We start from the raw sequence: 24374 nt of genomic DNA, 5'->3' as shown, positions 1-24374 counted from the left end.
CTGGCGCCCATGGGCACCATCACCGTGGATGACGTGGCTCGGCGACGTGACGCACTGGAACGCTCGCTCGGCCTGTGGGTTCCCCGCTCGCTCCCTGCGGCGTTCGACGAGGCGGCAGGCAGGCATCCACACCGTCCGTATGTGATCACGGATGCCCGCACCCTCACCTACGCGGAGGTCGCGGAGCGCTCCCGCCGCCTTGCCGTCGGCCTCCTCGAACTCGGCGTGCAACTCGGCGACCGCGTCGCCATGCTGATGGACACCCGCCTGGACTACCCGGTGGTCAAGCTCGCGATCGCACGCGCCGGGGCCATCGCGGTCGCACTGAACTACTCGTACAAGGGCGACGAGATCGTGCAACGGCTGCGGCAGTCCGGCGCGAGCGTGCTCATCAGCATCGACGCGTCGGTGGCGACGAACTTCCTCGCTGTCTTCGACGAACGCTTCCCCGGATGGGAGAGCGGCGTGCGCAGCACGGAGGCACCCGCGCTGCGCACGATCGTGCTCGCGGAGCACGGATGGCGATCGGGCGCGCTGACCGTTCCCGGCCTCTCCCGGGAGGCGGACGATGCCCGGCTGGAAGCCGTCGTCGCAGACATCCGTGCCGACGATGTCGCCGACATCGTCTTCACCTCGGGCACGACGGGCCACGCCCTCGGCGGGCAAGATCCAGAAGTATCCGCTGGTGCAGCGTATGCTCGAGTAATTCTCATGTTCTGACTGCGTTCGGGTCGCGTGGAGCTTCTGAGGGGAGGATGCCACAGTGGCGGGCGACGACGAACGCGGACGGATCACGCGCAGACAGGCACTGATCGGCGCGGGCGGTGTGATCGTGGTCGGTGCGGCCGCCTTCACGGTGACGCAGTTGACACGTGGCGACGGTGCGACGCCCGCCGCGGATCCGCTGCCGGTGCGGCAGGGAACATCCTCGCGTCCCGGCGTGACGCTTCAGGCGACCGCGTTCTGCGGCATCTACTACGTCAAGCCGACGATCAAGCTGTCGGGGTCCACGACCCAGATGAACACGTTCAAGCTCGACCAGCCGATCGGGGCGACGAGCTGGCAGGTACTGGATGCTCACGGTGCTCGCGTCGCTCACGGATCCATGTCGGCAGGCGAAAAGTCGATCACCGTCTGCCGGGGCGGCGTGTGGAAGGGTGGCGCCGAGGCCGTGCCCGGACACTACACCGTTCTCACGAACGCAGGGCGGCACGGTGTCGCCACCGGCAGCTTGGTTCTGTGTCCGCCCACGAAGCTCTCCATGCCGACCAGCCCGCCGGAGATCGGCGCCTGGCTCGCCGTCGCACCCGACCGCGACCTCTACTCGTTCCAGCCGGGCAAGTCGGCAGACATTGTCGCGGCGCTGAAAGGCGATCCGTACTTCGCATCACCGCAGGATCCCGCGCGTCCCCGCCGGGTCTGGGTCGCACCGCAGCCGCAGGCGCAGGCCCCGACGGCCAGCCCTACCGCGCAGGAGTGGGGCGATCTGGCCGCGACGCTGAAAGCGGCCGGTCACTCCGGGGCCTATTACGAGTGCCCGACCAACGAGCCGGAAAACGGCGGCTGGAAGCTGCCCGAGGTTATCTCGTACTGGACGCGGTGCCGGCAGGCCATCCTGAAGGCCGACCCGACCGCGCACGTGATGGGATTCGACTCGGCCGGAATCATGGCATCCAGCTCGCTGAGCGATCTCGGCCAGTTCCTCGCCGCATGCCCCGTGGATGCCGTCACCGACCACTTGGAGGACTCGCACAAGAACCTGTCGAACATCGTCGCCCTTCGGCAGCTGTTCGGAGCGCTTGACCGTGAGTTCGCGGCCTCGGGCAGGCCGGGGCTCGACCTGTGGCTCACCGAAACCGGCATCAACGGCGGCGGGTACAGCGTGCTCCAGCCGCGAAGGGATGCCCGGCAGCGCACTGTGCTCCGGCTCGTGTTCGAGTCGTACGGCTGGCCGAAGGAGCAGAGCTACGACTTCCGCGTCTTCGACGCTTTCGGATCCGGCCTGAGCACCTACATGATCGACTCGGTCAACGGTGGCTCGACGGGGAACATCCGTGCGGGCGGGTACGCCCTCCACGTCATGTCGGAGGCGCTGCACGGGACCACGTGCACTCGCGAGCATCCGCCGGCGAAGCTCAGCTTCGGCCCGACGGGGGGAGTGGGCGACAGCCTCTTCGCGGGACTGCACTATCGAGGGCGAGAGCGCGACGTCGTGGTGCTGGCGACCAATGGTATGGAGCGTGCGGCGGTCGACTTGCGGGTCTCGGCATCGGGGACCGTCCAGGTCTGGGACGGGATGGGCGTGCCCACGAGTGTGCAGGTCAACGGCGGCATCGCGCGGATCCAACTGGATGACCTGCTCACCTACGTCTTCCTCCCCTCCGGGAGCACGGTCGACGTCGAGCCGGGGTGGTGGTCGCAGCTCACCGATATAGCGCGGGGCAAGAAGGTGCGCGCGCCGTCCGGCGATGCCGCCGTGCTCACCAAAGGCACGTTCGGTGCCAACCTGCAGGGCGGAACCGTGCCGGTGGCGGCTCAGCCGTACGTCGCCACGACTCTGCCTGCGACGTTCGCGATGAAGACGAGCAAGCCGGCAAAGGGGTTCGCCCTTTTCACCGGAGGACCTGCGTGGCAGACCGCGGGCGGCTCGCTCGTCGCGTTCGACATCTCAGTAGATGGCAAGAAGGTCTACTCCTACGAATGCGCCTCAGCGGCCACCTTGCCCATCCCGTCGCCGTCGTCGCAGAACAGTTCGGATGCCTGCCTCTACACGACGTACTGGACCGGTCCCTTCGCGTGGCTGGAGCAGGTCGACATCCCGGCCGGCACAGTGGAGCTGACCGTGACGAAGGCGAGCTACGGTGGCCAGCCCGATGAGCTGGGATCGGCCGCGCCGGGGAGTAACGGCAAGGAGAACGACGCCCAGGCGGTGCACCTCGCGGCCTGGCAGCTTTTCGGTTGACTCAGTCGTCACAGCGAGTCCCGGCCGTGTCACACAACGCGTGCGTCTTCGGGCCCAACTCCGCAGGTTCTGAGACACGCGGGTCCCACTTGCGAAGGCCCTGATCGATTCCGACGGGGTCGTCGCTCCGTGCTAAAGTCTCATACGCACAAGGGGCTATGGCGCAGTTGGTAGCGCGTCTCGTTCGCAATGAGAAGGTCCGGGGTTCGAATCCCCGTAGCTCCACCAAAGACTTACCGAGTCCGACGAGCGTGTCTTACGTCAACGGCTGTTCGTAGTGCCGTTCCTAGGTTGACGTTTCATCCGCCCGCCGAGGCTCTTGCTCCGTCGTTGGCGAACCCTGGCACGAGCGGCCGCAACCCATACAGCCTTCATCACTCACCACGTGATCGATGGTGGTACCGCCAGGGACTCCCTCTGCCGGCGAAGACCGACCTACCGTTGAAGCCATGAGCGACACGAATTTCGACCAGATCTTCCCGCTCGGGGAGAAGAACGACGCCTACGCGAAGTACTTCGTCGGGCAGAGCTACCTGGCACCGCTGGCTTCGGGGAGCGTCCCGGTGAGCAACGTGTCGTTCGAGCCCGGGTGCCGCAACAACTGGCACATCCATCACGGCACTGACGGAGGCGGCGACCAGATCCTGCTGTGCACCGCCGGCAGCGGCTGGTACCAGGCCGAGGGCGAAGAGCCCGTCAGCATGGAGCCCGGATCGGTGATCCGGGTTCCCGCCGGCACCAAGCACTGGCACGGCGCGAAGGCCGGTTCGTGGTTCTCCCACCTCGCGTTCATCACGCCTGGCGACGGCGTCAGCAACGAATGGCTCGAGCCCGTCACCGACGAGGTGTACGGCACTTTGCCGCGATAAGCGAGAGGAGAACTTTCACATGGCTGAAAAGGTCACAGCGGGCAGGGACGCGCTCGGCGACTTCGCCCCGACGTTCGCCGCCCTCAACGACGATGTGCTCTTCGGACAGGTGTGGTCTCGCGAGGAGCAGCTCTCCCCGCGCATCCGCAGCATCGTCACGGTAACCGCGCTGATGTCCAGCGGTGTGCTCGACAGCTCGCTGCAGCACCACATCGAACGCGCGAAGGGCAACGGCGTCACCGCCGAGGAGATGGCCGAAGTGCTGACGCATGCGGCGTTCTACGCCGGCTGGCCCAAGGCGTGGGCTGCGTTCAGGATGGCCAAGGACGTCTCCGGCGCGTAAGGATGCCGGTGACCGAATCTGCTGGTCACCGAGCCGTTGTCGCATCCGGGATACGAGGTCGCCGTCTCCTCACCATCGTGGGCCGAACTCGGCTATGACTTCATTGGTCTGGAGCACCTCGTCACGCTGATCAGTGCGTAAGTCAGCTGTCGAACACGTGCACCAGTTCGTCGATGAACGCGCCGAACGTGGTCGAGCGGCGGGTGATCGCCAGCACCGCGTCGCGGTCGCTGAACACCTCGACGAACTGATCGAACACCGCCTGGAACCCGCTCCTTTCCAGAGCGTTGAACGCGATGAAGGCGATCACGTTCACCCTGGCATCGCCCCAGTCCATCGCCTGGTCGTTGACCACGATCGCGATCGCGGTCTCCGGCGCGGTCATCGCCATCGCGTGCGGGATCGCGAGGGTGTCGGTGAACGCGGTTGACGACATCCGCTCGCGCTCCACGGCGCCCTCGACGTAGGCGTCGTCGACGAGGCCCTTGGCACGCATCCGCTCGCCGAGCAGGCGGATCATGGCGAACTCGTCGGGGGCGTACAGGTTGCGGAAGAACAGGGACTCGTCGAAGTACTCGAGCAGCTCCCGCTTGATGCCGGCGCGTCTGCGGTGCCGGCGGATGCGTGCGACTGCCGCACGCACGGCATCCGCGTCGGCACGGGTGAGGAACGGGCCGATCACGATGACGTCGTTCCGCGGCGTCGACGGCGGAATGGTCGTGAGCACGAGGTCGGTACCGAGTGACTCCCAATCCGGGTCGGCGCCGGTCGCCACGGTGGTCACAAGGATGTCGTCGCCCAGCTCCCGTTCGATGCGCTCTCGCAAGAGCCGGTGGATGTCGTAGTAGCCAGGGCAGATGAGTGCGCAGGTGACGGCATCCGTGCGCCTGGACTGCTGTTCGAGATGCGCTCCGACGTGCATGGCGATGTAGGCGATCTCGTCATCGGTAACCTGGATGCCGGCACTCTGCTGCAACTTCGACGCGACGTACACGGCCACCTCGTAGATGAGCGCGTACGTGGTCTTGATCGACCGGGTGAGCGGGTTGCGCGAGTAGTTGCGCTCGCTCGCCCTGGCCAGCAGGTTCTGCACGTGCAGGGCGAGGCGCATGGTGAACGGACCGTCGCGCAGGTCGATGGCGTAGCGGTCGGATGCCTCGGCAAGGATCGTGCTCACCGTGTTCACCACGTCCGGTCGCAGGTAGCTTTCGACGGCTGCCTCGTTGCGGTCGTTGCCCGGCGCTAGCACGCGAGTCGCGAGCAGGATCGCGAGCTGGTCGTACTCCTCGTCGTCGAGCTCGGTCTCGAAGTACTGGGGGACGAGCCGTCCCAACGTCGCCGCGGTGGCCGAGATCTCCGGGTCGACGACGGCGTCGCGCTGCGGCAGGTTCCCGCCGCGGGAGGACCGGTGGACGGCGATGGCGACGTGCAGGAGCACGTCGTTGATGCCGTACTCGTTGACGAAGTATCCGCGGTGGTCGAGCTCGCGGGAGAGGTCGCGCTTGAAGCCGGAGAGGCCGGCCAGGCCGAACTCGCTCTCGATGCGGGTCAGGCTCACGATCACCTCGTCGGACTCCTGACGGATGAGCCGGCTCAGCATGCGACGCCGGTCCAGCTCGGATCCCTGCAGCACGACGGCGCTTCCGTGGCGCGAGAGGGAGAGTCCGCTGTCGTCGAGCACCCGGCGCACACGCGAGAGGTCCGACTCCACGGTCGACTCGCTCACGAACGCTGCCTCTGCCTCGGAGTAGACATCGAGACCGTCGACGTCGTCGAGCAGGCGTCGAAGAAGCCGGCGCACCCGAGCGGACGGCGTATCGGACGCGCGATCGGCCCCCGTGAGCCGCGCTCGGTAGGCGGCGTAGGCATCCGTGTTGAGTCGGTAGCCCTGCGCCGACGAACTGACCACATCGCGAGAGTCGGGGGAGTCCTTCAGCTCACCGACGTAGCTGCGAATGCTACGCGGCGTGACGCCGACGTGATCGGCGAGCTCTGCGGCCGTCACCCAGTCGCCCACACGGGCGAGGTAGTCGAGCAGCTTCGCCTGCCTGCTGCTGATCACGGCTCACCTCCACGCGCCATCGCACGGACTTCGGATGCATCCCTCGGGGCGGCGCACATCGACGAACGGGCGAAGCAGCGCACGGGACCTGACGCCGAGTCAAGCACGCCAGGGCTCGCGCGTGCGCGACCGGGACGAGGATTTCCGGGGGTGCGGAAACAAGACGCGACCTTCCGGGAGTGCGGAAGCAAGCATCCTGGCGCCGCGACCGCGACCGGGCGAGCATGGGGTCATGACGACGAGGTCGGGCGACGGCGAGCCGACGCAGATTACGGAGCCGCTGAGGGTGCTGGTCATTTGTGGTGCGGGGGCATCGAGCACCTTCGTGTCGCTGTGGATGCGTGCCGCCGCCGCCGCTCGCGGACATCGCGTCATCGTGACCGCATCGAGCACCTCGGCGCTCGCCGACGACGCGGTCGGCGCCGACGTCGTGCTGGTCGGACCTCACCTGGCCGACCAGTACGACGCCATCGCGGAAGAGCTGGCACGGATTCGGGTGGCGGCGGCGCTGCTGCCGGAGTCGGTGATCCGCGACAGGTCCGGCGACGCAGCACTGGATATCGCTCTGGCCGCCGCGGATGACACGAGTCGGGTCGAGTAGGAACAGCAAGTCGAACACGACGGGGAGAGAGACGAACATGGCGCAACGCACGGTGCAGGTCGGGTCGCAGCACGGGCTGCACGCCCGGCCGGCGAAGCTCTTCGTCAAGGCCGTCGAGGCGAGCGGGATGCCGGTACGCATCGCGAAAGGCACAGGGGAACCGGTGAACGCGTCGAGCATCTTCGCCGTCATCGCGCTGGGCATCGACCACGGCGACACGGTGACGCTCAGCTGCGATCATCCGGAGTCATCCGCCGTGCTGGACTCGCTCTCCGAAGTTCTGGTGTTCGACCATGACAACGCCTGAACTCGCGACCCGACCGGATGCCAGCACGACGCCGGGGCGTGTGCTCCAGGGCGTCGGCATCGGCCAGGCTGTGGTCGTCGGCCGAGTGCTTCGCGCCGCGGACCCCATCGCCGAACCCCTGCCGCAGCCGGCCGATGCTCCCGCAGACGACGAGCTGCGCCGCGCACGTGAAGCCGTCACGGTCGTCGCGGACTACCTCGACGACCGTGCCGAGCAGCTCGGCGGTCTCGCGGGCGACGTGCTCGAGGCGCAGGCCATGATCGTGCGCGACGAGACCCTGGATGCCGAACTCGAGCGGCGCATCCGGAGCGGGCTCGCCGCCGAGCGCGCCGTGTTCGAGGCGTGCCACGAACTGCGGGCACGGCTCATCGAGCTCGGCGGATACTTCGCCGAACGTGCGGGCGACCTCGACGACCTCGCTCAGCGGCTCATCGCCGAGCTGCTCGGCGTTCAGGTGCCCGGCCTCCCCGACGCAGACGAGCCGTTCGTGCTCGTCGCCCGCGACCTCTCGCCGGCCGACACGGCTGAACTCGACCTCGACCGAGTGCTCGCCCTCGTGACGAGTGACGGCGGTCCCACCTCGCACACCGCCATCCTCGCCAGGGACAAGGGCATCGTCGCGGTCGTCGGCTGCGCCGGCGCGACGGAGCTCGCCGACGGCGACACAGTCATCGTCGACGCGGAGGCGGGCACGGTCGTGCGGGAGCCGAACACTGCGGAGCGCGCAGCAGCGAGCCAACGAGCGGAGCGGCTGCAGGATGCCCGCACCGCGGCATCCGGTCCGGGTCGCCTCGCCGACGGCACGCCGGTTCCGTTGCTCGTGAACCTCGGTTCCGGCGACGCGGCCGCTGCGATCGCCGCCGGTGCCGAGGGCGTCGGACTGTTCCGCACCGAGTTCCTGTTCCTCGGCCGCGAACAGGCGCCGAGCGTGGCCGAGCAGCGCGACGAGTACGTGAAGCTGCTGAGCGCGTTCACGGCGCAGCGTTCCGGCGACGCGGCATCGCCCAAGGTCGTGGTACGGGTTCTGGATGCCGGCGCCGACAAGCCCCTCCCGTTCCTGAACGAAACCGCGGAAGAGAACCCGGCGCTCGGCGTACGCGGCATTCGCGCGCTCCGAGCACGCGAGAACGTGCTGCACGACCAGCTGGCGGCCCTCGCCGCCGCCCAAGCGCAGACCGGCGCCGACCTCTGGGTGATGGCGCCCATGGTCGCCACGACCGAGGAGGCCGCGTACTTCACGCGCATGGCCCGCGAGCACGGGCTGAAGACGGCCGGAGTCATGGTCGAGGTGCCGTCCGCTGCGCTCATCGCCGATCGCATCCTCGCCGAGTGCGACTTCGTCTCGATCGGCACGAACGACCTCACGCAGTACACGCTCGCCGCCGACCGGATGCTCGGCGCGGTGTCGGCGCTGCAGAGCCCCTGGCATCCCGCCGTCTTGCGCCTCATCGGCGAGGTCGGCTCAGCCGGACGAACGGCAGGCAAGCCGGTCGGTGTGTGCGGCGAGGCCGCCGCCGACCCGATGCTCGCCGCGGTGCTCACCGGACTCGGCGTCACCACGCTCTCCATGGCGCCGACGGCGCTCGCCGATGTGCGGGCATCCTTGCGGCGCTTCACGTCCGAGCAGACACAGCGGCTGGCCGGGCTCGCGCTCGCCGCCGACTCAGCAGACTCCGCCAGGAGCGCAGTGCGCGACGCCGTCCGCGCCATCGCACCCTGACGCCATAAGCCCCCGCAGCACCTGAAGAATCGGAGTAATCCATCATGACGACGACGTCAGTCGCGAAACCGAGGGGCGCCCGCGTACGCGTGCAGCGCTTCGGCACCTTCCTCTCCGGGATGGTGATGCCGAACATTCCGGCGTTCATCGCCTGGGGACTCATCACGGCGTTCTTCATCGCCACCGGCTGGGCGCCCAGCGGCATACTCGGCGGCTTCGGAAATGCGGCCGACATCGGCTGGCAGGGCGCGGCGACACAGCTGGCGCAGGATGCCAACGGCCACACCTTCACGCAGTACGTCGGCCTCGTGGGTCCGATGATCACCTACCTGCTGCCGCTACTCATCGCCAACACCGGAGGCCGCATGGTCTACGGCGTGCGCGGCGGTGTGGTCGGCACCATCGCAACCATGGGCGTGATCGTGGGTACGAACATCCCGATGTTCATCGGCGCCATGATCATGGGCCCGCTCGGTGCCTTCGTGATGAAGCACCTCGACCGCATCTGGGACGGCAAGATCAAGGCCGGGTTCGAGATGCTGGTGAACAACTTCTCCGCAGGCATCGTCGGCGGTGCGCTCGCGATCGCCGGGTTCTTCGGCATCGCACCGCTTGTGGAGTGGCTCAGCGACCTGCTCGGCGCCGGAGTGAACTGGCTGGTCGGTGCGCATCTGCTGCCGCTGGTGAGCATCCTCATCGAGCCGGGCAAGGTGCTGTTCCTCAACAACGCCATCAACCACGGCGTGCTCGACCCGCTGGGCATCCAGCAGGCGCACGACACGGGCAAGTCGATCCTGTTCCTGCTGGAGACGAACCCGGGACCGGGCCTCGGCATCCTCATCGCGTACTCGATCTTCGGCCTCGGCATCGCGCGGGCCAGCGCGCCGGGAGCCATCCTCATCGAGTTCGTGGGCGGCATCCACGAGATCTACTTCCCTTACGTGCTGATGAAGCCCATCCTCGTGCTCGCCGCGATCGGTGGCGGGATGACCGGCGTCGCGATCAACGTCGCCTTCCACACGGGACTCGTCGCGCCGGCATCGCCGGGAAGCATCATCGCCATCCTCATCCAGACCGCACGAGGCGACTGGATCGGCGTCACGCTCGCCGTGCTCGGCGCGACCGCCGTGTCGTTCCTGATCTCCTCCGTGGTGCTGCGGGCGACGCGCAAGCGCGACCTCGCCGCTGGCAACGAGGATGCCTTCGCGTCCGCGGTCGCGCAGACCGAGGCGAACAAGGGCAAGAAGAGCTCCGTGCTCGGCTCGCTCGTCAACGAGGCGGAGACCGACACCGGCGACGCTCAGGGCGACGCGACGAGGCGACTGGTGCGCAACATCGTGTTCGCGTGCGACGCCGGCATGGGTTCGAGCGCGATGGGCGCATCCGTGCTGCGCAGCAAGTTCAAGAAGGCCGGCATCACCGATGTGCGGGTGCGCAACGAGGCGATCGCCAACCTGGAGGGCGACGCGGACCTCGTGGTCACGCAGCGCGAGCTCACCGATCGCGCCAGGGAGAAGTCACCCGGCTCGATCCACGTGTCGGTGGACAACTTCATGAACAGCCCGCGCTACGACGAGGTCGTGCAGCTTGTTGCCGAGAGTCAGGCGGCCGCCGAGGGCGGATCCACCCCGAACGATGACGAGATGGAGCCGGCGAAGCGATGAGCGACATCCTGACGCGGGAGAGCGTCGTGGCGGCCGGGTCGGCGACGACTAGGGACGAAGCTGTACGTGAGGTGGGCCGACTGCTGGTTCAGGCGGGCGCCGTGCACGAGGGATACCTGGATGCCATGCTCCAGCGGGAGCAGACCGTCTCGACGTACATGGGCAACCTGCTGGCCATTCCGCACGGCACGAACGACGCGAAGGGCGAGATCGTGCGCTCCGCGCTCGCGTTCGTGAGGTACGAGCATCCGATCGACTGGGGCGGCGACGACGTGCGCTTCGCGCTCGGGATCGCCGGTCTCGACAACGAGCACCTCGACATCCTGTCGCGCATCGCGGTGCTGTTCGCCGATGCCGACGACGTGCAGCGGCTGCTGGACGCTGCCGACGCCGACGCGATCTTCGCGCTGCTGTCCGAGGTGAACGACGATGAAGACGTCGATGCGCGCGAGGTGACCACGTGACCACCGCGGTGCAGTTCGGCGCGGGCAACATCGGCCGCGGCTTCATCGGCCAGTTGCTGCACGACTCCGGCTATGAGGTGATCTTCGTCGACGTCGCGGATGCTCTCATCGACGCCCTCGACACCGCTCGCGAGTACCGCGTGGTCGCGGTCGGCGACAGCACGACCACCGACACGGTGTCCGGGTTCCGCGCGCTGAACAGCGCGCGCGACCCGGGCGCCGTCGCCGCCGCGATCGCGGACGCCGACATCGTCACGACGGCGGTCGGAGTGCGCGTGCTGCCGCTGGTGGCACCGGTGATCGCTTCGGGCCTCCTGGCGCGTTCCGCGGATCGTGGACCGGTCGCGGTGATGGCGTGCGAGAACGCGGTCGCGGCGACGGATGCCCTCGCCGCGGCCATCGCCGCCGCCGTCACCGACCAGCAGTGGTCGGTCATCGGGGAGCGCGCCGTGTTCGCCAACACGGCCGTCGACCGCATCGTCCCGGTGCAGCAGGCGCACAGCGGGCTGGACGTGATCGTCGAGGACTTCTCCGAGTGGGTGGTGGAGGACGGCCCGTTCGACGGCCGTCCGCCGCGGCTCGACGGCGCCAAGTTCGTGCACGGCCTTGCGCCGTACATCGAGCGCAAGCTCTTCACGGTCAACACCGGGCACGCCACCGCCGCGTACTGCGGGCACCTGGTCGGCGCACGCACCATCTCCGAGGCGCTGGAGCATCCGGGCGTGTCGGCCGCCGTCGCGGCCGCGCTCGAGGAGACTTCCGCGGCACTCGTCGCCCGGCACGGCATCGACCCGGACGAGCAGGCGGCGTACCGGCAGCGCATCCTCGACCGGTTCCGCAACGTGCACCTGGACGACGAGGTGGAACGCGTCGCCCGCGAGCCGTTGCGCAAGCTGGGCAGGCATGACCGGTTCGTCGCACCGGCAGCGGAGCTCGCCGAGCGCGGCACTGTGCCGTTGGCCCTCCTGCACGCGATCGGCGCCGCGCTGAGGTACCGCTCCGACGCCGACGAGCAGTCGCAGCAGCTGGGCGAACTGCTGAGACACGACGACCCCATCGAGGCGGTCGAGCGGATCACGGGGCTCGCGCACGGGCATCCGCTGTTCGCGCCGCTCGCCGTGGTCGCCGACGCTGCGAAGCGCGACGAATCGAGGATGCTCGCGGGCGCCTGAGCACGCGGCGCGTGCTTCGCGCCACACGTATCGGCATCCGCTACACGTATCGGCATCCGCTACACGAATGTTCGGTAGCGGATGCCGATTCCCGTAGCGGATGCCGATCTGTGTAGCGGATGCGAGTTCCGGCGCTCGCATGCGGCGGGTCTGGCGCCGCTGTGGTGCGTCTCTTCCTCCCCAGGTCGCAGGGTTGTGTGGTTATCAACAGGCCAGGTCAGAGCTGGTTGCCGTTGTCGAGGAATGTCGGTGGCGTGGCCTAGCTTCGAGGGTATGAACGACGTGGATCTGGCCCCGGCACTGGAGGGTGATGCCGCCTTCTGGGAGGAGCTTGCGGATGCTTCGTTGTTCGACGAGTCGGCCGAGCTGGCGTTCCTGGACCGGCCCGCGCGTTCGTCGACAGAGGGGTTCGTGTCGTCGGTGCGGACCGATTCCGGTGAAGCGTTGATGCGGTCGTTGTTCGAGGACGCCGTCTCCTCCCAGACGTTGGTGAACCTGGAAGCAGCACGGCAACTGTTCGCAGTAGGTCGGGCGTTCGAGTACGCCAGGGAAGAGCCGCGGATCTATGTCCCGGTGGGTGCGGTGGAGCGGGATCCGCGGGCGGAGGAGGTGGACTTCGCGGTCCGGGCTGTCGCGTTCGACCTGGCTCAGTGGTTGCACCTGAGTGAGAACACGGTCCGTTCCATGGCGTGGCAAGCCGAAGTCCTGAACAGGTCGCTGCCCCGGTTGAAGGACCTGTTCGTCTCGGGTCGGATCAGCCCGCAGCATGTGCGTGCCGTGGTGGAAGCCTGCACCGGGCTGCCGGATGCTGCCGCGTACGACACCTATGACGAACGGATGGCGGGGATTGTCGAGAAGCTGAACCCTGGCGTGTTCGCCCGCCGGTGCCGCCTGTTGCGGGAACGGTTGTGTGCGGGCACGCTGCAGGAGCGGCATGAGGACGCCCACACCCGACGACGTGTGGTGGTGGAGGCGGCCGCGGATGCGATGGGCTGGTTGAACCTCCACGCCTCGGTAATGGACCTCGCGCAGATCGAAGTCGCCCTCACCGCCAAAGCCCGCCGGTTGCGTACCCTGCCGGGTGAGACCCGCACCCTGGATCAGTTGCGTGCCGACCTGGCCGTGCAGTGGCTGAAAGGCGACACCACCGGCGAAGAAGGCCGTGCGGGTGTGCGCCCGTTCGTGTTGATCGACGATGCCGGCCGGTTCGCTGAGCTCCTCGGGTACTGGCCGATCCCCCCGAAGCAGGCGGCAGCCGCACTGCGGGACGCACCCTCGTTCCGGAAAGTCCTCGCGGACCCGATCCGTCCGGCGGTGTTGAACCTGGACACCACACGGTACCGTCCGACCCCGGACCAGAAGACCTGGCTCACGTTGAAGTTCGGGCTCGATGAGGACGCGACCCCGTTCCTACCGGTCGGGATCGTCACCGGCGCCGATGTCGATCACGTCATCGAACGACAACACGGCGGCCCCACGAACGTGCGGAACCTGGCCCCGTTCAAACCGAGACTGCACCGGATGAAGACCGTGACCAGGATCCGATTGGACCCCAAACCCGACGGCGGCATCCGAGTGAGAACACCCACCGGATACGACAGCGACCCACCACCCTTCTGACCGAAGCGACCGTCTCGCCGAGGGAAAGCTTCCGTCGGCGAGAGAACATCCGAGGCCCTGCCAGGCTCGGTTCATGACGTCGGACTCACGCGTTTCGCTCTGGCCGGCCGCGGGCGTGCGTGCGCACGCGGGCAACCTCGAACTGCGCTGAATCGACTTGCGCCGGTGGCGCGTCAAGCCCTTCCCGCTGTGAGTGCCGACGCCGACGATGTGATCGGCTGGTCGATGCGGGCGCCGCGTCGACCCGGCGCGGCAGATAGATGGCCACCAGATGTCGACGGGAGGGCGCAGTGCACGACGCGGTGCACCCGAGGGGGCGGCAGCAGAAGCGTGCAGGAAAGGCATCCTCTCCCGTCGGTGTCGCGGCCCTGGCCCTCGGCGTTCTGGCCGGCATCGGCGGATTCCTCGACACCGGCGGCGTGATCACCGCGGTCTCCGCCGGCGCCCGCTTCGACTTCGCGCTGCTCTGGACCGTCGTCTTCGGTCTGGTCGGATTCTCGGTGTTCGCGGAGATGTCGGGCCGGGTCGCCGTCTCGTCGTCCCAGCCGACGTACGAGGTGATCCGAACGAGGCTGGGGCCGAGGCTCGGGGCGATACCGCTGGTGGCGAACGTGGTCGTGCACGTGCTCGTACTCGCGGTCGACCTGATCGGCATGTCGCTCGCACTTCAGCTGCTGACCGGCGCGCCCTATCGGGTGTGGGTTCCGATCGTCGCCGTCGCGCTCGCATCCGCGCTCTGGTTCCTCAGCTTCTCGAAGGTCGACACAGCGGCCGCCCTCGCCGGACTCACAATGCTGGTGATGATCGCGGCGATGGCCGCGCTCGCGCCGGACTGGCAACGCGTCGGCATCTCGCTCGTGCATCCTCAGTTGAAGTCGTCGTACTCCATTCCGACCTATCTGTTCGCCACCGCGTCGCTCGTCGGCTCGTTCATGACGCCGTACCAGTTCGACTTCTACTCCTCGGGAGCCATCGAGGAGGGCTGGACCGGGCGCGACCTCAGGAAGAACCGCATCGTCGCCGTGATCGGCACCATCGTCGGGGCCGCCCTCACGCTCGCCGTCATGGGTGCCGGGGCGAAGGCGCTGTATCCGTACGCGCACGCCGTCGACTCGATCAAGGCTGCGGCGGCGCCCGCGGTGAAGGCGTTCGGCGAGATCGGATTCGTCGTCTTCGTGATCGGCGTGTTCTCGGTGTCCCTGGCCGCGTGCGTCGAGCTGTGCCTCTCCGGCGGTTACGGCGTGGCGCAGTACTTCGGGTGGGAATGGGGCAAGAGCGGGTCCCCGCGCAGCGCCCCGATGTTCAACGCGATCATCCTGGTCATGATCGCCGTGGCCGCCGTCATCGACCTGTCCGGCATCGATCCGATCCAGTTCGCCGTCATCACGATGGCCTTCGGGGCGGCCGCCCTGCCGTTCACGTTCGGCCCGCTGCTGCTGGTGGCCAACGACCGGCAATTCATGGGAAAGCTGCGCAACACGCTGCCCATCAACATCGTCGCCGGCATCGTGCTCACCGTGCTCGCGGCGATCACGATCGCGACCATTCCTCTACTGGTGATCACCGGTGGCAACTTCTGATCGCGCTGAAGGCGCACGGATGCCCGCCCCTCCGACGGGAGGTGCGCGCGACGATGGTCCTTGGCTGGCTGTGTCGCAGGTCATGAACCACGCCATCCTGGACCGCAACGGCCGCCGCGCGGGACGCGTCGACGACGTGCTTTTCGACGTCTCGGACGAAGCTCGGCAGGGTGACGGATCCACGGCGGGCCGCGCATCGCGTGCGCTCGTGCTGCGTGCTGTCGTCTCGGGCCCGCTGCCCCGGCCGACACCGCGGGTGCTCCGATCGTTCTTCCGCCTGTCCTACCTGGCATGCGGCATCCGTGACCCGCGTCCTGCGGTCGTCGACTGGCGGCACGTCGAGGCGATCGACGCGCTCGTGCACCTCGACGTCGACCGGGACGAAGCGGGGCTGCGCACGGTGGATCGCTCGGTCCTGCGGGTCATCGCGAGGATCCCTGGTTCTGCCGGTCGAGGGAACCAGGCCACACAGCCACCGAGCGTGCGCGTTCCTCCCGCCGATCGTGCGGGCTCCCCGGGCGGAGTCCGGGAACCGGCGAGGGAAGGCGGTCCGATCGAACGCTTCAGCACACGGAGGGGCACGCGCGTGCTCGACGAGCGGGGGAGCACGCTCGGCTACGTGGTCGACGTGATCGTTTCTCCCACCCAGGATCGGATGGTCGTCGGTCGGTTCGTACTGGTGCATCGGCGATTCGACCTGCTTCTGCACCGCTTCGCTCCGCGCGTCGACGCGTTCACGATCGAGGCAGACAGGGTGTGCGACATCACGGCTCGACCGTTCCGGCTGGGGGAGGCGACGTGATGGTGCAGGTCATTTCGTGGGCGGTCACCGTCCTGGTCTCCGCCGCCGTCGTGTCGTTCGTCGTCTCGGTCTTCGCCGTCGCCCGGCTGCCCGACGAGCGGCCAGAGGTGCACACGTTCGATCGCAACGGACATGAGATCGGTCCCCTTCAGAACCCAGGGGAGCAGATCGCTCCCGGTCGGTCCGGAGACCCGATCGGGCAGCGTCAGAACAAGAGCGAAGGATAAATTCGACGCATGACGGTACGTGCGGAGGTCTCCTGGGAGTTGGACGGCGTCACGATGGAGGGCACCATCGTGCGACCAGACGGCGCCGGACCGTTCCCCGCGGTGGTTCTCGTTGCAGGCAGCGGTCCCACCGACCGCGACTGGTGCTCGCCGCTCCTGCCGGGGCCCAACGGAAGCGGCCGGATGTTCGCCGAAGCGTTCGCCGAGCACGGCATCGCGTCGATCCGGTACGACAAGCGCGCATCCGGCCCGCACGTGATGGAGAACCTGCCGAAGCTCACCGGCAAGATGAGCATGCGGTCGCACCTCGACGAGCTCGCCGCCGCCGTGCACGTTCTCGCCGAGCAGGGCTACGTCGACCGATCGCGCATCGTCGGAATGGGGAACAGCGAAGGATGCCTGCACGTGCTGCACTACGTGACCGGCGAGCATCACACTTCCTTCGCCGGCGTGATTCTGGCCGCTCCTCCCGGCCGCCCGGTCGGCGATGTTCTGCTCGCGCAGCTGGGGCTGCAGGCGAGCCAGACTCCGGGAGGAGCCGATCTCATGCCCAAGGTCGAGGAGGCCGCCGAGCGGTACGCCGCGGGCGAGCCGATGGATCTCGACCCTGCTCTCCCGGAGAGCGTGCGGCAGGTGCTGAGCAGCTTCGAGGCACCGGCGAACCTGCCGCTTGCCCGCGAACTGTGGTCGGAGTCCGCCGCGGACGACATCGCCGAGCTGCGCATCCCCGCGCTCGTGCTGATCGGCGGCAGGGACGTGCAGGTGGACGTGCACGCAGACGGTGACCCGTTGCAGAAGGCGGCGCATGGGATGGCGAATGTGACGTTCGCGTTCCCCTCGAACGCGAATCACGTCTTCAAGCACGACACGCGCAGCCCAGGGGAGGTGGCGGCCACGCCGGGGAACGGTTACAACGCTCCAGGAACGCGCCTCGACCCGGAGAGCCTGAACACGATTCTCGGCTGGCTGGACGACGTCGTCGGACCGCTGCCCGATTAAGCAGGCTCTCCCGCGGAGCGGCGCGCCTCGTCGAGGTAGGAGTACGCGGTGACGCGTGAGATGCCGAGACGCACCGCGATCGTCTCGACCGACTTGCGCATCTGGGTCGCACCATTGGCATCTAGCCGCTGCAGTACCCCGACCTTGTCGTCGCGCGACATCTGGTTGACCGGCTTGCCGACCTCGCGGATCGCATCGGTGATCATGGCGTCCATCACCGAGACCAGGTCGCGCCCGAAGTACTCGTCGGGGGCAGACGGCGACTCGGCCTCTTGTGCAGGCAGCAGCGCGTCGAGCAGGAACCGCGCCTGCTGCACGGCGCTGAGGTCGACGTTGATGCAGAGTGCGGCGATGATGCGGCCCTCGCGGTTGCGGAAGTATGTGCTCGAGCAACGCAGCTCGCGGCCGTCGCTCGTGAACCCGCGGTAACCGAATGCGTCGTGGTCCCCGAGCGGATCCTTCTGCACCTCGAGCCCGATGCTCGTCGACGGGCCACCGACCTCGCGCCCCGTGACATGGCCATTCTCGATGGCGGCGATGGTGTGACCGAGGTCGACATCGGTGCCGTCGAGGTTGTGCAGCACGACCTCGCACGAAGGGCCGCCGGCGGTCGCGATGGCGTGCATCACCGGACGGAAAGTGGCGAGCACCTCGTCGGCGCTCTCGAAAGTGCCGGGCCTGAGCATGGGCCTCCTTCTTGTGCGGCGTGTGGGGAGCCGGATGCTCGCCACACTATCCCTCCCGACTTCGAGCTGAACGAAATGTTAACCGAGTAGACATTGTGTTCAGATAGGGCTACCTTAGCTCCCGAACCGCACCCCCGCCAGGTTCAGGAGTAAGGAGGCTCTGATGACCCAGGCATCCGGCGGCGCTCTGCCCGCCCGAAGCACGCTTTCCGCCAAACAGCGACGGATGGTCGCGGGCGGCGCCATCGGCACGCTCATGGAGTACTACGACTACTACCTGTACGGTCTCGCGTCGGCCGCGGTGTTCCCCGTCGTGTTCTTCTCGGGCGACGATCCGGTCGTCGCGCAGCTCTCCTCGTTCGCTACCTTCGCCGTCGGATTCTTCCTGCGTCCGGTCGGTGGGGTCATCTGGGGCATCGTCGGCGACCGAGCGGGACGCAAGACGGTGCTCATGATCACCGTGGTCGGCATGGGACTCGCGACGACAGGCATCGGCCTCATCCCCTCTGACAACACCATCGGGATCATCGCGCCCCTGCTGCTGCTGTTCTGTCGCATGCTCCAGGGATTCTTCGTGGGCGGTGAGATGGGCGGCGCGGCAACGATGGTCGTCGAGAACGCCCCGGTCGGGAAACACGGTATGTACGGTGCCTTCCTCATCTGTGGCGCCGGTGTCGCGAACATCGTCTCGGGTGGCCTCATGGCGGCCCTCGGCCTCACGGCGTCGTCATGGTTCCTCACCTGGGGATGGCGCCTTCCGTTCCTGTTCTCGATCGTGCTGGCGATCGTGGCGATTCTGCTCCGCCGTCAGCTCGAGGAGTCCGAGGAGTTCACCGCCACTCAGGCGTTGCAGATCCAAGCGGCAGGCAAGAAGGCGAACCCGCTGATCGAGGCGTTCCGGCATCCGAAGAACGCCATCATGGGCATCCTGATCGGTCTTCCGCAGTCGATCGCGGGCTACGTCGTGCTGACCTACGGCCTCGCGTTCATGGTCGGCGACAAGCACATACCGGCGTGGATGGGCTTCGCCGGAACCATGATCGTCGGTGTTCTGCAGGTCTTCGTCGCGCCCGCGTGGGGAGCGATCTCGGACCGGATCGGGCGCCGAACGGTCTACATCATCGGGTGCGTCGGCTTCGCGTGCATGGTCTACCCGAGCTTCATGCTCTTCAGCACCGGCAACATGTGGCTGATCTGGCTCGGCCAGATCCTCGGGTTCGTGCTGTTCGGCGTCGCCATGCAGGCGATCCTATCGACCATGCTGGTGGAGATGTTCGATCCGGAAGCACGCACGACCGGCGTGAACATCGGCTACCAGATCTCGAACACCCTGGGAGGCGGGCTCGCGCCGTTCATCTGCGTGGCGCTCGTCGCTGCAGCGGGCGGAGCGATCTGGCCCGTGGTCGTCTACGCCGCAGCGATCTCGGCCGTCGGGGTGATCGCGACGTTGGTCGCCTCAGTGCGGCCGGATGTCGAAGGCGCCGGGCGCCTGCACGCACTCGCCGCGACGAAGACGCCGGCGACGCCCGCCAAGGTGCCCGCGAACTGAACCCGAATCGCTGGTTGAGCTCGTCGAAGCCAACGCTGCTGTGCGGCGGTTTCGACGAGCTCAACCAACTGGATCAGCGCAGTAGGGCGGCCAGGGCCGGCAGCTGCTCAGGGTCTTCGAGCGCGGAGCCGACGGCGACCACGCGCACCCCGGCGTTCAGAAAGGAGGGGGCGGTGGAGGCATCCATGCCGCCCGTTGCCACGAAGGTGGCCTGCGGGAACGGCCCGCGCATCGCCCCGAACCACCCGGTGCCGAGCAGGGACGCCGGAAAGGCCTTGAGCCAGGTCAGGCCCTCCTTCAATGCCGCCTGCACCTCGGATGCCGTCGCCACGCCGGGCAGCGCGGGTAGCCCTGCTTCATGCGAGGCGCGGACGACCTCGACGTCGAAGCCAGGGCTCACGGTGAAGGCGGCACCGGCATCCTTCGACTGGCGCACGTGCTCCGGCGTGACCACGGTGCCCGCACCCACGACGAAGCCGCGCTCGCGGGCGGCGTCTGCCACGACGCGAAGCGCCTCCACGTCGGTGGGAGTCTGCACGGGGAGTTCGACGGCCTGGATGCCGAGGTCCCACGCGGTGGTCGCGACCTTCAGGCTGCGCTCGACGCCCATGCCGCGCAGGATGGCCATGAGCGGCACGCCCTGGAAGAGGTCGCCGAAGGCTGCGTTGTCTGTCATGCGGGGCATCCGCCTTTCATCGGGGAGCGTCGGTTCGGGCCGGCTCGGACGCCGGCTGCTCCGGAACGAAGTCGCTCGTGGACTGCAGCACGAGGTGCGCGCGTTCGTGACCGGCGCGCAGCCTGTCTTCGGAGCCTGCGTTGTTGAGGAACGCGGCAAGGTAGCCGGCGGCGAACGCGTCGCCCGCCCCGACCGGCTCGACCACGACCGTCGGGATGGCCGGAACGAATGTCTCGACGTCGCGGTCATCCCGTCGCTCGAACTCCGTGGCGCCCACGTCGCCGTCCTTGACGACGAGCCGCTCCGGCTCGGGAAGCAGGGTGCGCACCTCGGCCGCGGTCTCGCATCCCCAGAGCGCGTTCGCCTCATCGAGTCCGACGAACACGAGGTCGGTGCGCCTGGCGAGCCCGAGCAGAAGCGGGGCCGCCGCTCCGGTCTCCCAGAGCGGAGCCCGATGGTTCACATCGAAGCTCAGCACGCCTTCACTGCCGGACACTCGCTCGACGAGGGCATCCATGAGTGCGGCGCAGTCCGCGGAGAGCGCCGGGGTGATGCCGGAGACGTGCACCACTTCTGCCTGCTCGAGCGGGATCTCAGCGATCGACTCCGCCGTCATGCAGGAGGCGGCCGAACCGCGACGGTAATAGAGAACGCCGTTGCCCGGATCTTTGAAGTACACCCCGGTCGGCGCGTGCGGGTCGACGACGACCCAGCCCACGTCGACTCCGCGCGCGGCGACCTCCCGACGGATGCGTTCGCCCAGCGCATCGTCGCCGACCGCGCTGACCCAGGCGCTCGGGATGCCCAGCGCCGCCGCGTGCATCGCCACGTTGGACTCCGCGCCGCCCACGTGCAGCCGCAGCTCGTTCGCGGTGGCGAGTGGTTCGGCGTGCGCCGGCGTGATCATCGCCATGGTCTCGCCCACGGCGATGAGGCGCGGACGCAGGTGACCCGCGGTGCGCCGGATGGGGGAGGACATGCATCCAGTGTGAGCAGCGGATGCGTTCGCTGCAACGTGCGTTGTAGCATTTGCACACGATGGGAAGGGATGCCATGACGGAACGGCTGCGGCTCGATGGGTTCACCGCGGAGCGGCTGAGCGCTCGAGACAAGGGCGTGCCCACGCGGGCGGTCGGTATGACGACGGCCGAGTTCCTCGCGACCGCACCCGAGCTGAGCGAGTTCTGGACCCCGCTCATCGTGCTCGACGATGAGGCGATGCGGCAGAACGCGGCGACGATGAGCGAATGGACGCGCGCACGCGGCCTTCACCTCATGCCGCACGGCAAAACCACGATGGCGCCCGCGCTGTGGCAGCGGCAGCTGGAGACCGGATCGCTCGGCATCACGCTGGCCACCATGGGCCAGGTGCGCACGGCGCGCTCGTTCGGGCTTGACTCGATCATGCTCGCGAACTCCGTCGTCGATCGCCGTGCCCTCACCTACCTTGCCGGTGAACTGGCGGATCCCGCCCTGCGGTTCGTGTGCTGGGCCGATTCCTTCGACACGGTCGCCGCGATGGAGGAGACGCTGCGATCCCTCGCGCTTGCACGACCGGTGGATGTCTGCGTCGAGCTGGGCATGGGTGGCGGCCGCACCGGCGCTCGCAGCATCGCCGAGGCGACGGCGATCGCCGAGCGCATCGCATCGTCTTCCGTGCTCCGCCTCGCGGGCGTCGCAGGATACGAGGGCAGCCTGGCGCACGACCGCTCGGAGGCCGGGCTACGCGTGGTGCGCGAGTACCTGATGCGGCAGATCGAGCTGCACGAGGGCATCCAGCGGCTGTATGACGACGGCGACGTCTACGTCACCGCCGGGGGCAGCGCGTACTTCGATCTTGTCGCCGAGGTGTACGCGCAGGCGGGCGCGAGTGCGGATGCTCCGCCCCGGCCTGGCGGAGGACGCACCCTGTTCACGCTGCGATCGGGCGCATACCTCATTCACGACGACGGGTTCTATCGCGGCATCTCGCCGTTCGACGAGGCGGCGCCGGACGCGGAAGGACCACGGCTTCGTCCGGCGATGCGCGGGATCGCGCGCGTGGTGTCGCATCCGGAACCCGGGCTCGCACTGCTCGACGGCGGAAAGCGCGACTTTCCGTACGACGAAGGACTCCCGGTCGCCCGGCAGGTTGCGGCCGACCTCGGAGAGGCCTGGTCGCCCCTGACTGACGCCTCCGTTACGGCGCTGAACGACCAGCATGCGTTCCTGCGTTGGGGTGCGGATACCTCGAATGCTGCGACCGGCGGCCTCGAGTCGGCGGGAGCCGTCGCGCCGATCGGCTCCGTGGTCGCGTTGGGGCTCTCGCATCCGTGTACGGCGTTCGACAAGTGGCGGGTGCTGCCTGTCGTGGACTCGTGGGACTGCGGACGCGTCGTCGAGCTGGTGCGCACGTACTTCTGATGGGAAGCGACTCGGAACGGATCGTGCTGCGCGACGGCGCTGTCGTCGACGCGCCCGTCGGCGGCACGGATGCTCCATCGCCGCGGCGTGCGGACGTCGCGATCGCGCACGGGGTGATCACCGAGGTGGGCGAGGTCGAAGCGCGCCCGGGCGACCGCGTCATCGACTGCACCGACCGCCTCGTTCTGCCCGGATTCGTTGACGCGCACTCGCACGCCGACGGCCTGCTCGCCGACGAGCACGTGCAGCGCGCACTGCTGAAGCAGGGCGTCACGACGGTGATCGCCGGCCAGGACGGCGTCTCGTACGCCCCGGGCGACGGCGCGTACGCCTCCGAGTATTTCGCGGCGATCGACGGTGCGCATCCGACCTACCGGGGTGGTGGGGTGGCGGCATTGCTCGCGGGCGTCGACGGCGCATCCCGTCTGAACGCCGCGTACCTGATTCCGGCGGGCACCGTGCGCTTCGAGGTGTGCGGGCGTTCGCAGGAGCCCGCGTCGCCCGATCAGCTGGCAGCGATGACCGCACTGGTCGAGCGGGGTATGCGCGAGGGTGCCGTCGGGCTGTCCACCGGACTCGACTACGTACCGGGAGTCTTCCAGTCAACTCACGAGATCGCGGTGCTGTGCGATCCTGTCGCGCTCGCCGGCGGCGTGTACGTCAGCCACATGCGCGGCGGGTATGAGGCGAATGCGAGCGCGGGCATCCGTGAGATGCAGCGCATCGCCGAGCTGGTGCGCGAACACACGGGCCACGTGCTCCCGGTGCACGTCTCGCACTTCCATGCGGACGCCGACATCGTGCTGGGCCAGCTGGATGAGCTGGCGCGGGCGGGAACGGATGCGACGTTCGACGCGTATCCGTACACGCGCGGCTGCAGCCTGCTCGGCATGCCCCTGCTGCCGCCCGAACTGTCCGTGCATCCGGTCGACGAGGTGGTGCGCGCCCTCGGCGACCCGGGGGAGCGTGCGCGACTGCGAAGGGACTGGTTCCCGCGGGTCGCGAAGAACGCCAGCCTCGGCCCGGACTGGCCGCACATGCTCACGCTCGCGCACGTGGCGGCGCCGCAGCTCGCCTGGGCGCACGGGCTCACGATCGCGGATGCAGCGCAGCGGGCAGGGTCCGATCCGATCGACTTCGCGCTCGACGTGCTGCTCGAGTGCCGGTTGCAGGTCAACGTCGTGATGGCGGTGCGGCACGCCCGGCCGGTCAGCGAGCTCGCCCGCATCTTCGCGCACCCGGCCCACCTCGGCGGATCGGACGGCATCTTCGTCGGGGCGCACCCGCATCCGCGAACACGCGGAACGTTCGCTCGCTTCTTGCGCGAGTATGTGCGCGAGACGGGCACCTGGGCGTGGCCGGAGGCGGTGCAGCACCTCTCGTACGGGTCTGTCGCGCGTTTCGGGCTCGGCGATCGCGGGGTGGCGCGGCGCGGCGCGGTGGCAGACCTCATCGTGGTCGACCCGTCGGCGGTGGCCGACACCGCTACGTACGAGGAGCCCCTGCGAGAGGCAGTCGGAATCGACGACGTTGTCGTCGCCGGTACTCAGGTGCTGGCGGGCGGAGAGCTGACAGATGCCCGTCCGGGCCGCGGACTGAAGCGCACGCCCCGTGCTGCCCGGGCCGCTGCCGTGTCCCGTCGCCACATCGAGGGGGAGGGGTGATCGC

Annotated in this window: 22 protein-coding genes and 1 tRNA gene; 19 read left to right on the top strand and 4 right to left on the bottom strand. The window is 68.3% G+C overall.

The window, feature by feature from the left end; translation table 11 throughout:
- Positions 1-9: 9 nt before the first annotated feature.
- The 5 genes from ACYVI5_RS12855 to ACYVI5_RS12835 all read left to right on the top strand — a co-directional run bounded on the left by ACYVI5_RS12855 (position 10) and on the right by ACYVI5_RS12835 (position 4174).
- Entirely contained in the window at positions 10-720 is a 711-nt protein-coding gene (locus ACYVI5_RS12855; protein ID WP_460580505.1) for an AMP-binding protein, read from the top strand.
- A gap of 43 nt (positions 721-763) precedes the next feature.
- On the top strand, positions 764-2962 hold the full coding sequence (locus ACYVI5_RS12850) for a hypothetical protein (RefSeq protein ID WP_460580504.1): 2199 nt from the start codon (positions 764-766) through the stop codon (positions 2960-2962).
- 152 nt (positions 2963-3114) lie between these two features.
- A tRNA-Ala gene (locus ACYVI5_RS12845) sits at positions 3115-3190 on the top strand.
- 221 nt (positions 3191-3411) lie between these two features.
- Positions 3412-3831: a cupin domain-containing protein gene (locus tag ACYVI5_RS12840; RefSeq protein ID WP_460580503.1), complete on the top strand. Its 420-nt coding sequence runs from the start codon at positions 3412-3414 to the stop codon at positions 3829-3831.
- A gap of 19 nt (positions 3832-3850) precedes the next feature.
- Complete coding sequence (locus ACYVI5_RS12835) at positions 3851-4174, top strand: carboxymuconolactone decarboxylase family protein (protein ID WP_460580502.1); 324 nt, start codon at positions 3851-3853, stop codon at positions 4172-4174.
- A 142-nt stretch (positions 4175-4316) separates the two neighbouring features.
- Here ACYVI5_RS12835 and ACYVI5_RS12830 read toward each other — a convergent pair whose 3' ends face one another.
- A complete protein-coding gene (locus tag ACYVI5_RS12830) occupies positions 4317-6236 on the bottom strand; it encodes a BglG family transcription antiterminator (RefSeq protein ID WP_460580501.1) in 1920 nt (639 codons plus the stop codon).
- A gap of 232 nt (positions 6237-6468) precedes the next feature.
- Here ACYVI5_RS12830 and ACYVI5_RS12825 point away from each other — a divergent pair, with 232 nt between their 5' ends.
- The 11 genes from ACYVI5_RS12825 (at position 6469) to ACYVI5_RS12775 (ending at position 17392) form a co-directional block, all read left to right on the top strand.
- Positions 6469-6837, top strand: coding sequence for a PTS sugar transporter subunit IIB (locus tag ACYVI5_RS12825; RefSeq protein WP_460580500.1), 369 nt, complete (start codon positions 6469-6471; stop codon positions 6835-6837).
- Between the two features lie 37 nt (positions 6838-6874).
- Complete coding sequence (locus ACYVI5_RS12820; RefSeq protein ID WP_460580499.1) at positions 6875-7144, top strand: HPr family phosphocarrier protein; 270 nt, start codon at positions 6875-6877, stop codon at positions 7142-7144.
- Positions 7131-8864, top strand: a complete 1734-nt coding sequence (gene ptsP, locus ACYVI5_RS12815) for a phosphoenolpyruvate--protein phosphotransferase (RefSeq protein WP_460580498.1) — start codon at positions 7131-7133, stop codon at positions 8862-8864. The genes ACYVI5_RS12820 and ptsP overlap by 14 nt, the downstream gene beginning before the upstream one ends.
- Before the next feature lie 44 nt (positions 8865-8908).
- A complete protein-coding gene (locus ACYVI5_RS12810) occupies positions 8909-10528 on the top strand; it encodes a PTS mannitol transporter subunit IICB (protein ID WP_460580497.1) in 1620 nt (539 codons plus the stop codon).
- Positions 10525-10992, top strand: a complete 468-nt coding sequence (locus ACYVI5_RS12805; protein WP_460532563.1) for a PTS sugar transporter subunit IIA — start codon at positions 10525-10527, stop codon at positions 10990-10992. Before ACYVI5_RS12810 ends, ACYVI5_RS12805 begins: the two co-directional genes overlap by 4 nt.
- Complete coding sequence (locus ACYVI5_RS12800; RefSeq protein WP_460580496.1) at positions 10989-12164, top strand: mannitol-1-phosphate 5-dehydrogenase; 1176 nt, start codon at positions 10989-10991, stop codon at positions 12162-12164. The genes ACYVI5_RS12805 and ACYVI5_RS12800 overlap by 4 nt, the downstream gene beginning before the upstream one ends.
- Positions 12165-12437: 273 nt before the next feature.
- Positions 12438-13784, top strand: a complete 1347-nt coding sequence (locus tag ACYVI5_RS12795) for an HNH endonuclease signature motif containing protein (protein WP_460580495.1) — start codon at positions 12438-12440, stop codon at positions 13782-13784.
- Between the two features lie 290 nt (positions 13785-14074).
- On the top strand, positions 14075-15364 hold the full coding sequence (locus tag ACYVI5_RS12790) for an NRAMP family divalent metal transporter (protein ID WP_460580494.1): 1290 nt from the start codon (positions 14075-14077) through the stop codon (positions 15362-15364).
- A 19-nt stretch (positions 15365-15383) separates the two neighbouring features.
- Positions 15384-16166, top strand: a complete 783-nt coding sequence (locus ACYVI5_RS12785) for a hypothetical protein (protein WP_460580493.1) — start codon at positions 15384-15386, stop codon at positions 16164-16166.
- A complete protein-coding gene (locus ACYVI5_RS12780) occupies positions 16166-16393 on the top strand; it encodes a hypothetical protein (RefSeq protein ID WP_460580492.1) in 228 nt (75 codons plus the stop codon). The genes ACYVI5_RS12785 and ACYVI5_RS12780 overlap by 1 nt, the downstream gene beginning before the upstream one ends.
- Positions 16394-16402: 9 nt before the next feature.
- A complete protein-coding gene (locus tag ACYVI5_RS12775; RefSeq protein WP_460580491.1) occupies positions 16403-17392 on the top strand; it encodes an alpha/beta hydrolase family protein in 990 nt (329 codons plus the stop codon).
- On the opposite strand, the gene ACYVI5_RS12770 is transcribed toward ACYVI5_RS12775, so the two are convergent.
- Positions 17389-18078 (bottom strand): helix-turn-helix transcriptional regulator, encoded by a 690-nt coding sequence (locus tag ACYVI5_RS12770; protein ID WP_460532581.1) that lies wholly within the window; start codon positions 18076-18078, stop codon positions 17389-17391. The genes ACYVI5_RS12775 and ACYVI5_RS12770 overlap by 4 nt on opposite strands.
- Before the next feature lie 163 nt (positions 18079-18241).
- Between ACYVI5_RS12770 and ACYVI5_RS12765 the strand changes: the two genes are divergently transcribed.
- Positions 18242-19627: an MFS transporter gene (locus ACYVI5_RS12765; protein ID WP_460580490.1), complete on the top strand. Its 1386-nt coding sequence runs from the start codon at positions 18242-18244 to the stop codon at positions 19625-19627.
- Between the two features lie 73 nt (positions 19628-19700).
- On the opposite strand, the gene ACYVI5_RS12760 is transcribed toward ACYVI5_RS12765, so the two are convergent.
- The gene (locus tag ACYVI5_RS12760; RefSeq protein ID WP_460580489.1) at positions 19701-20303 is read right to left on the bottom strand and encodes a bifunctional 4-hydroxy-2-oxoglutarate aldolase/2-dehydro-3-deoxy-phosphogluconate aldolase; all 603 of its coding nucleotides are present in this window, start codon (positions 20301-20303) and stop codon (positions 19701-19703) included.
- A gap of 16 nt (positions 20304-20319) precedes the next feature.
- Positions 20320-21282: a sugar kinase gene (locus tag ACYVI5_RS12755; RefSeq protein ID WP_460580488.1), complete on the bottom strand. Its 963-nt coding sequence runs from the start codon at positions 21280-21282 to the stop codon at positions 20320-20322.
- A gap of 59 nt (positions 21283-21341) precedes the next feature.
- Here ACYVI5_RS12755 and ACYVI5_RS12750 point away from each other — a divergent pair, with 59 nt between their 5' ends.
- On the top strand, positions 21342-22706 hold the full coding sequence (locus tag ACYVI5_RS12750) for a type III PLP-dependent enzyme domain-containing protein (protein WP_460580487.1): 1365 nt from the start codon (positions 21342-21344) through the stop codon (positions 22704-22706).
- Positions 22706-24370, top strand: a complete 1665-nt coding sequence (locus ACYVI5_RS12745; RefSeq protein ID WP_460580486.1) for an N-acyl-D-amino-acid deacylase family protein — start codon at positions 22706-22708, stop codon at positions 24368-24370. Before ACYVI5_RS12750 ends, ACYVI5_RS12745 begins: the two co-directional genes overlap by 1 nt.
- Positions 24371-24374 lie beyond the last annotated feature (4 nt).

The organism is Humibacter ginsengisoli (assembly GCF_054780095.1).
The sequence above is the reverse complement of the archived record's forward strand: the minus strand, read 5'-3'. Positions and strand labels throughout refer to the sequence as shown.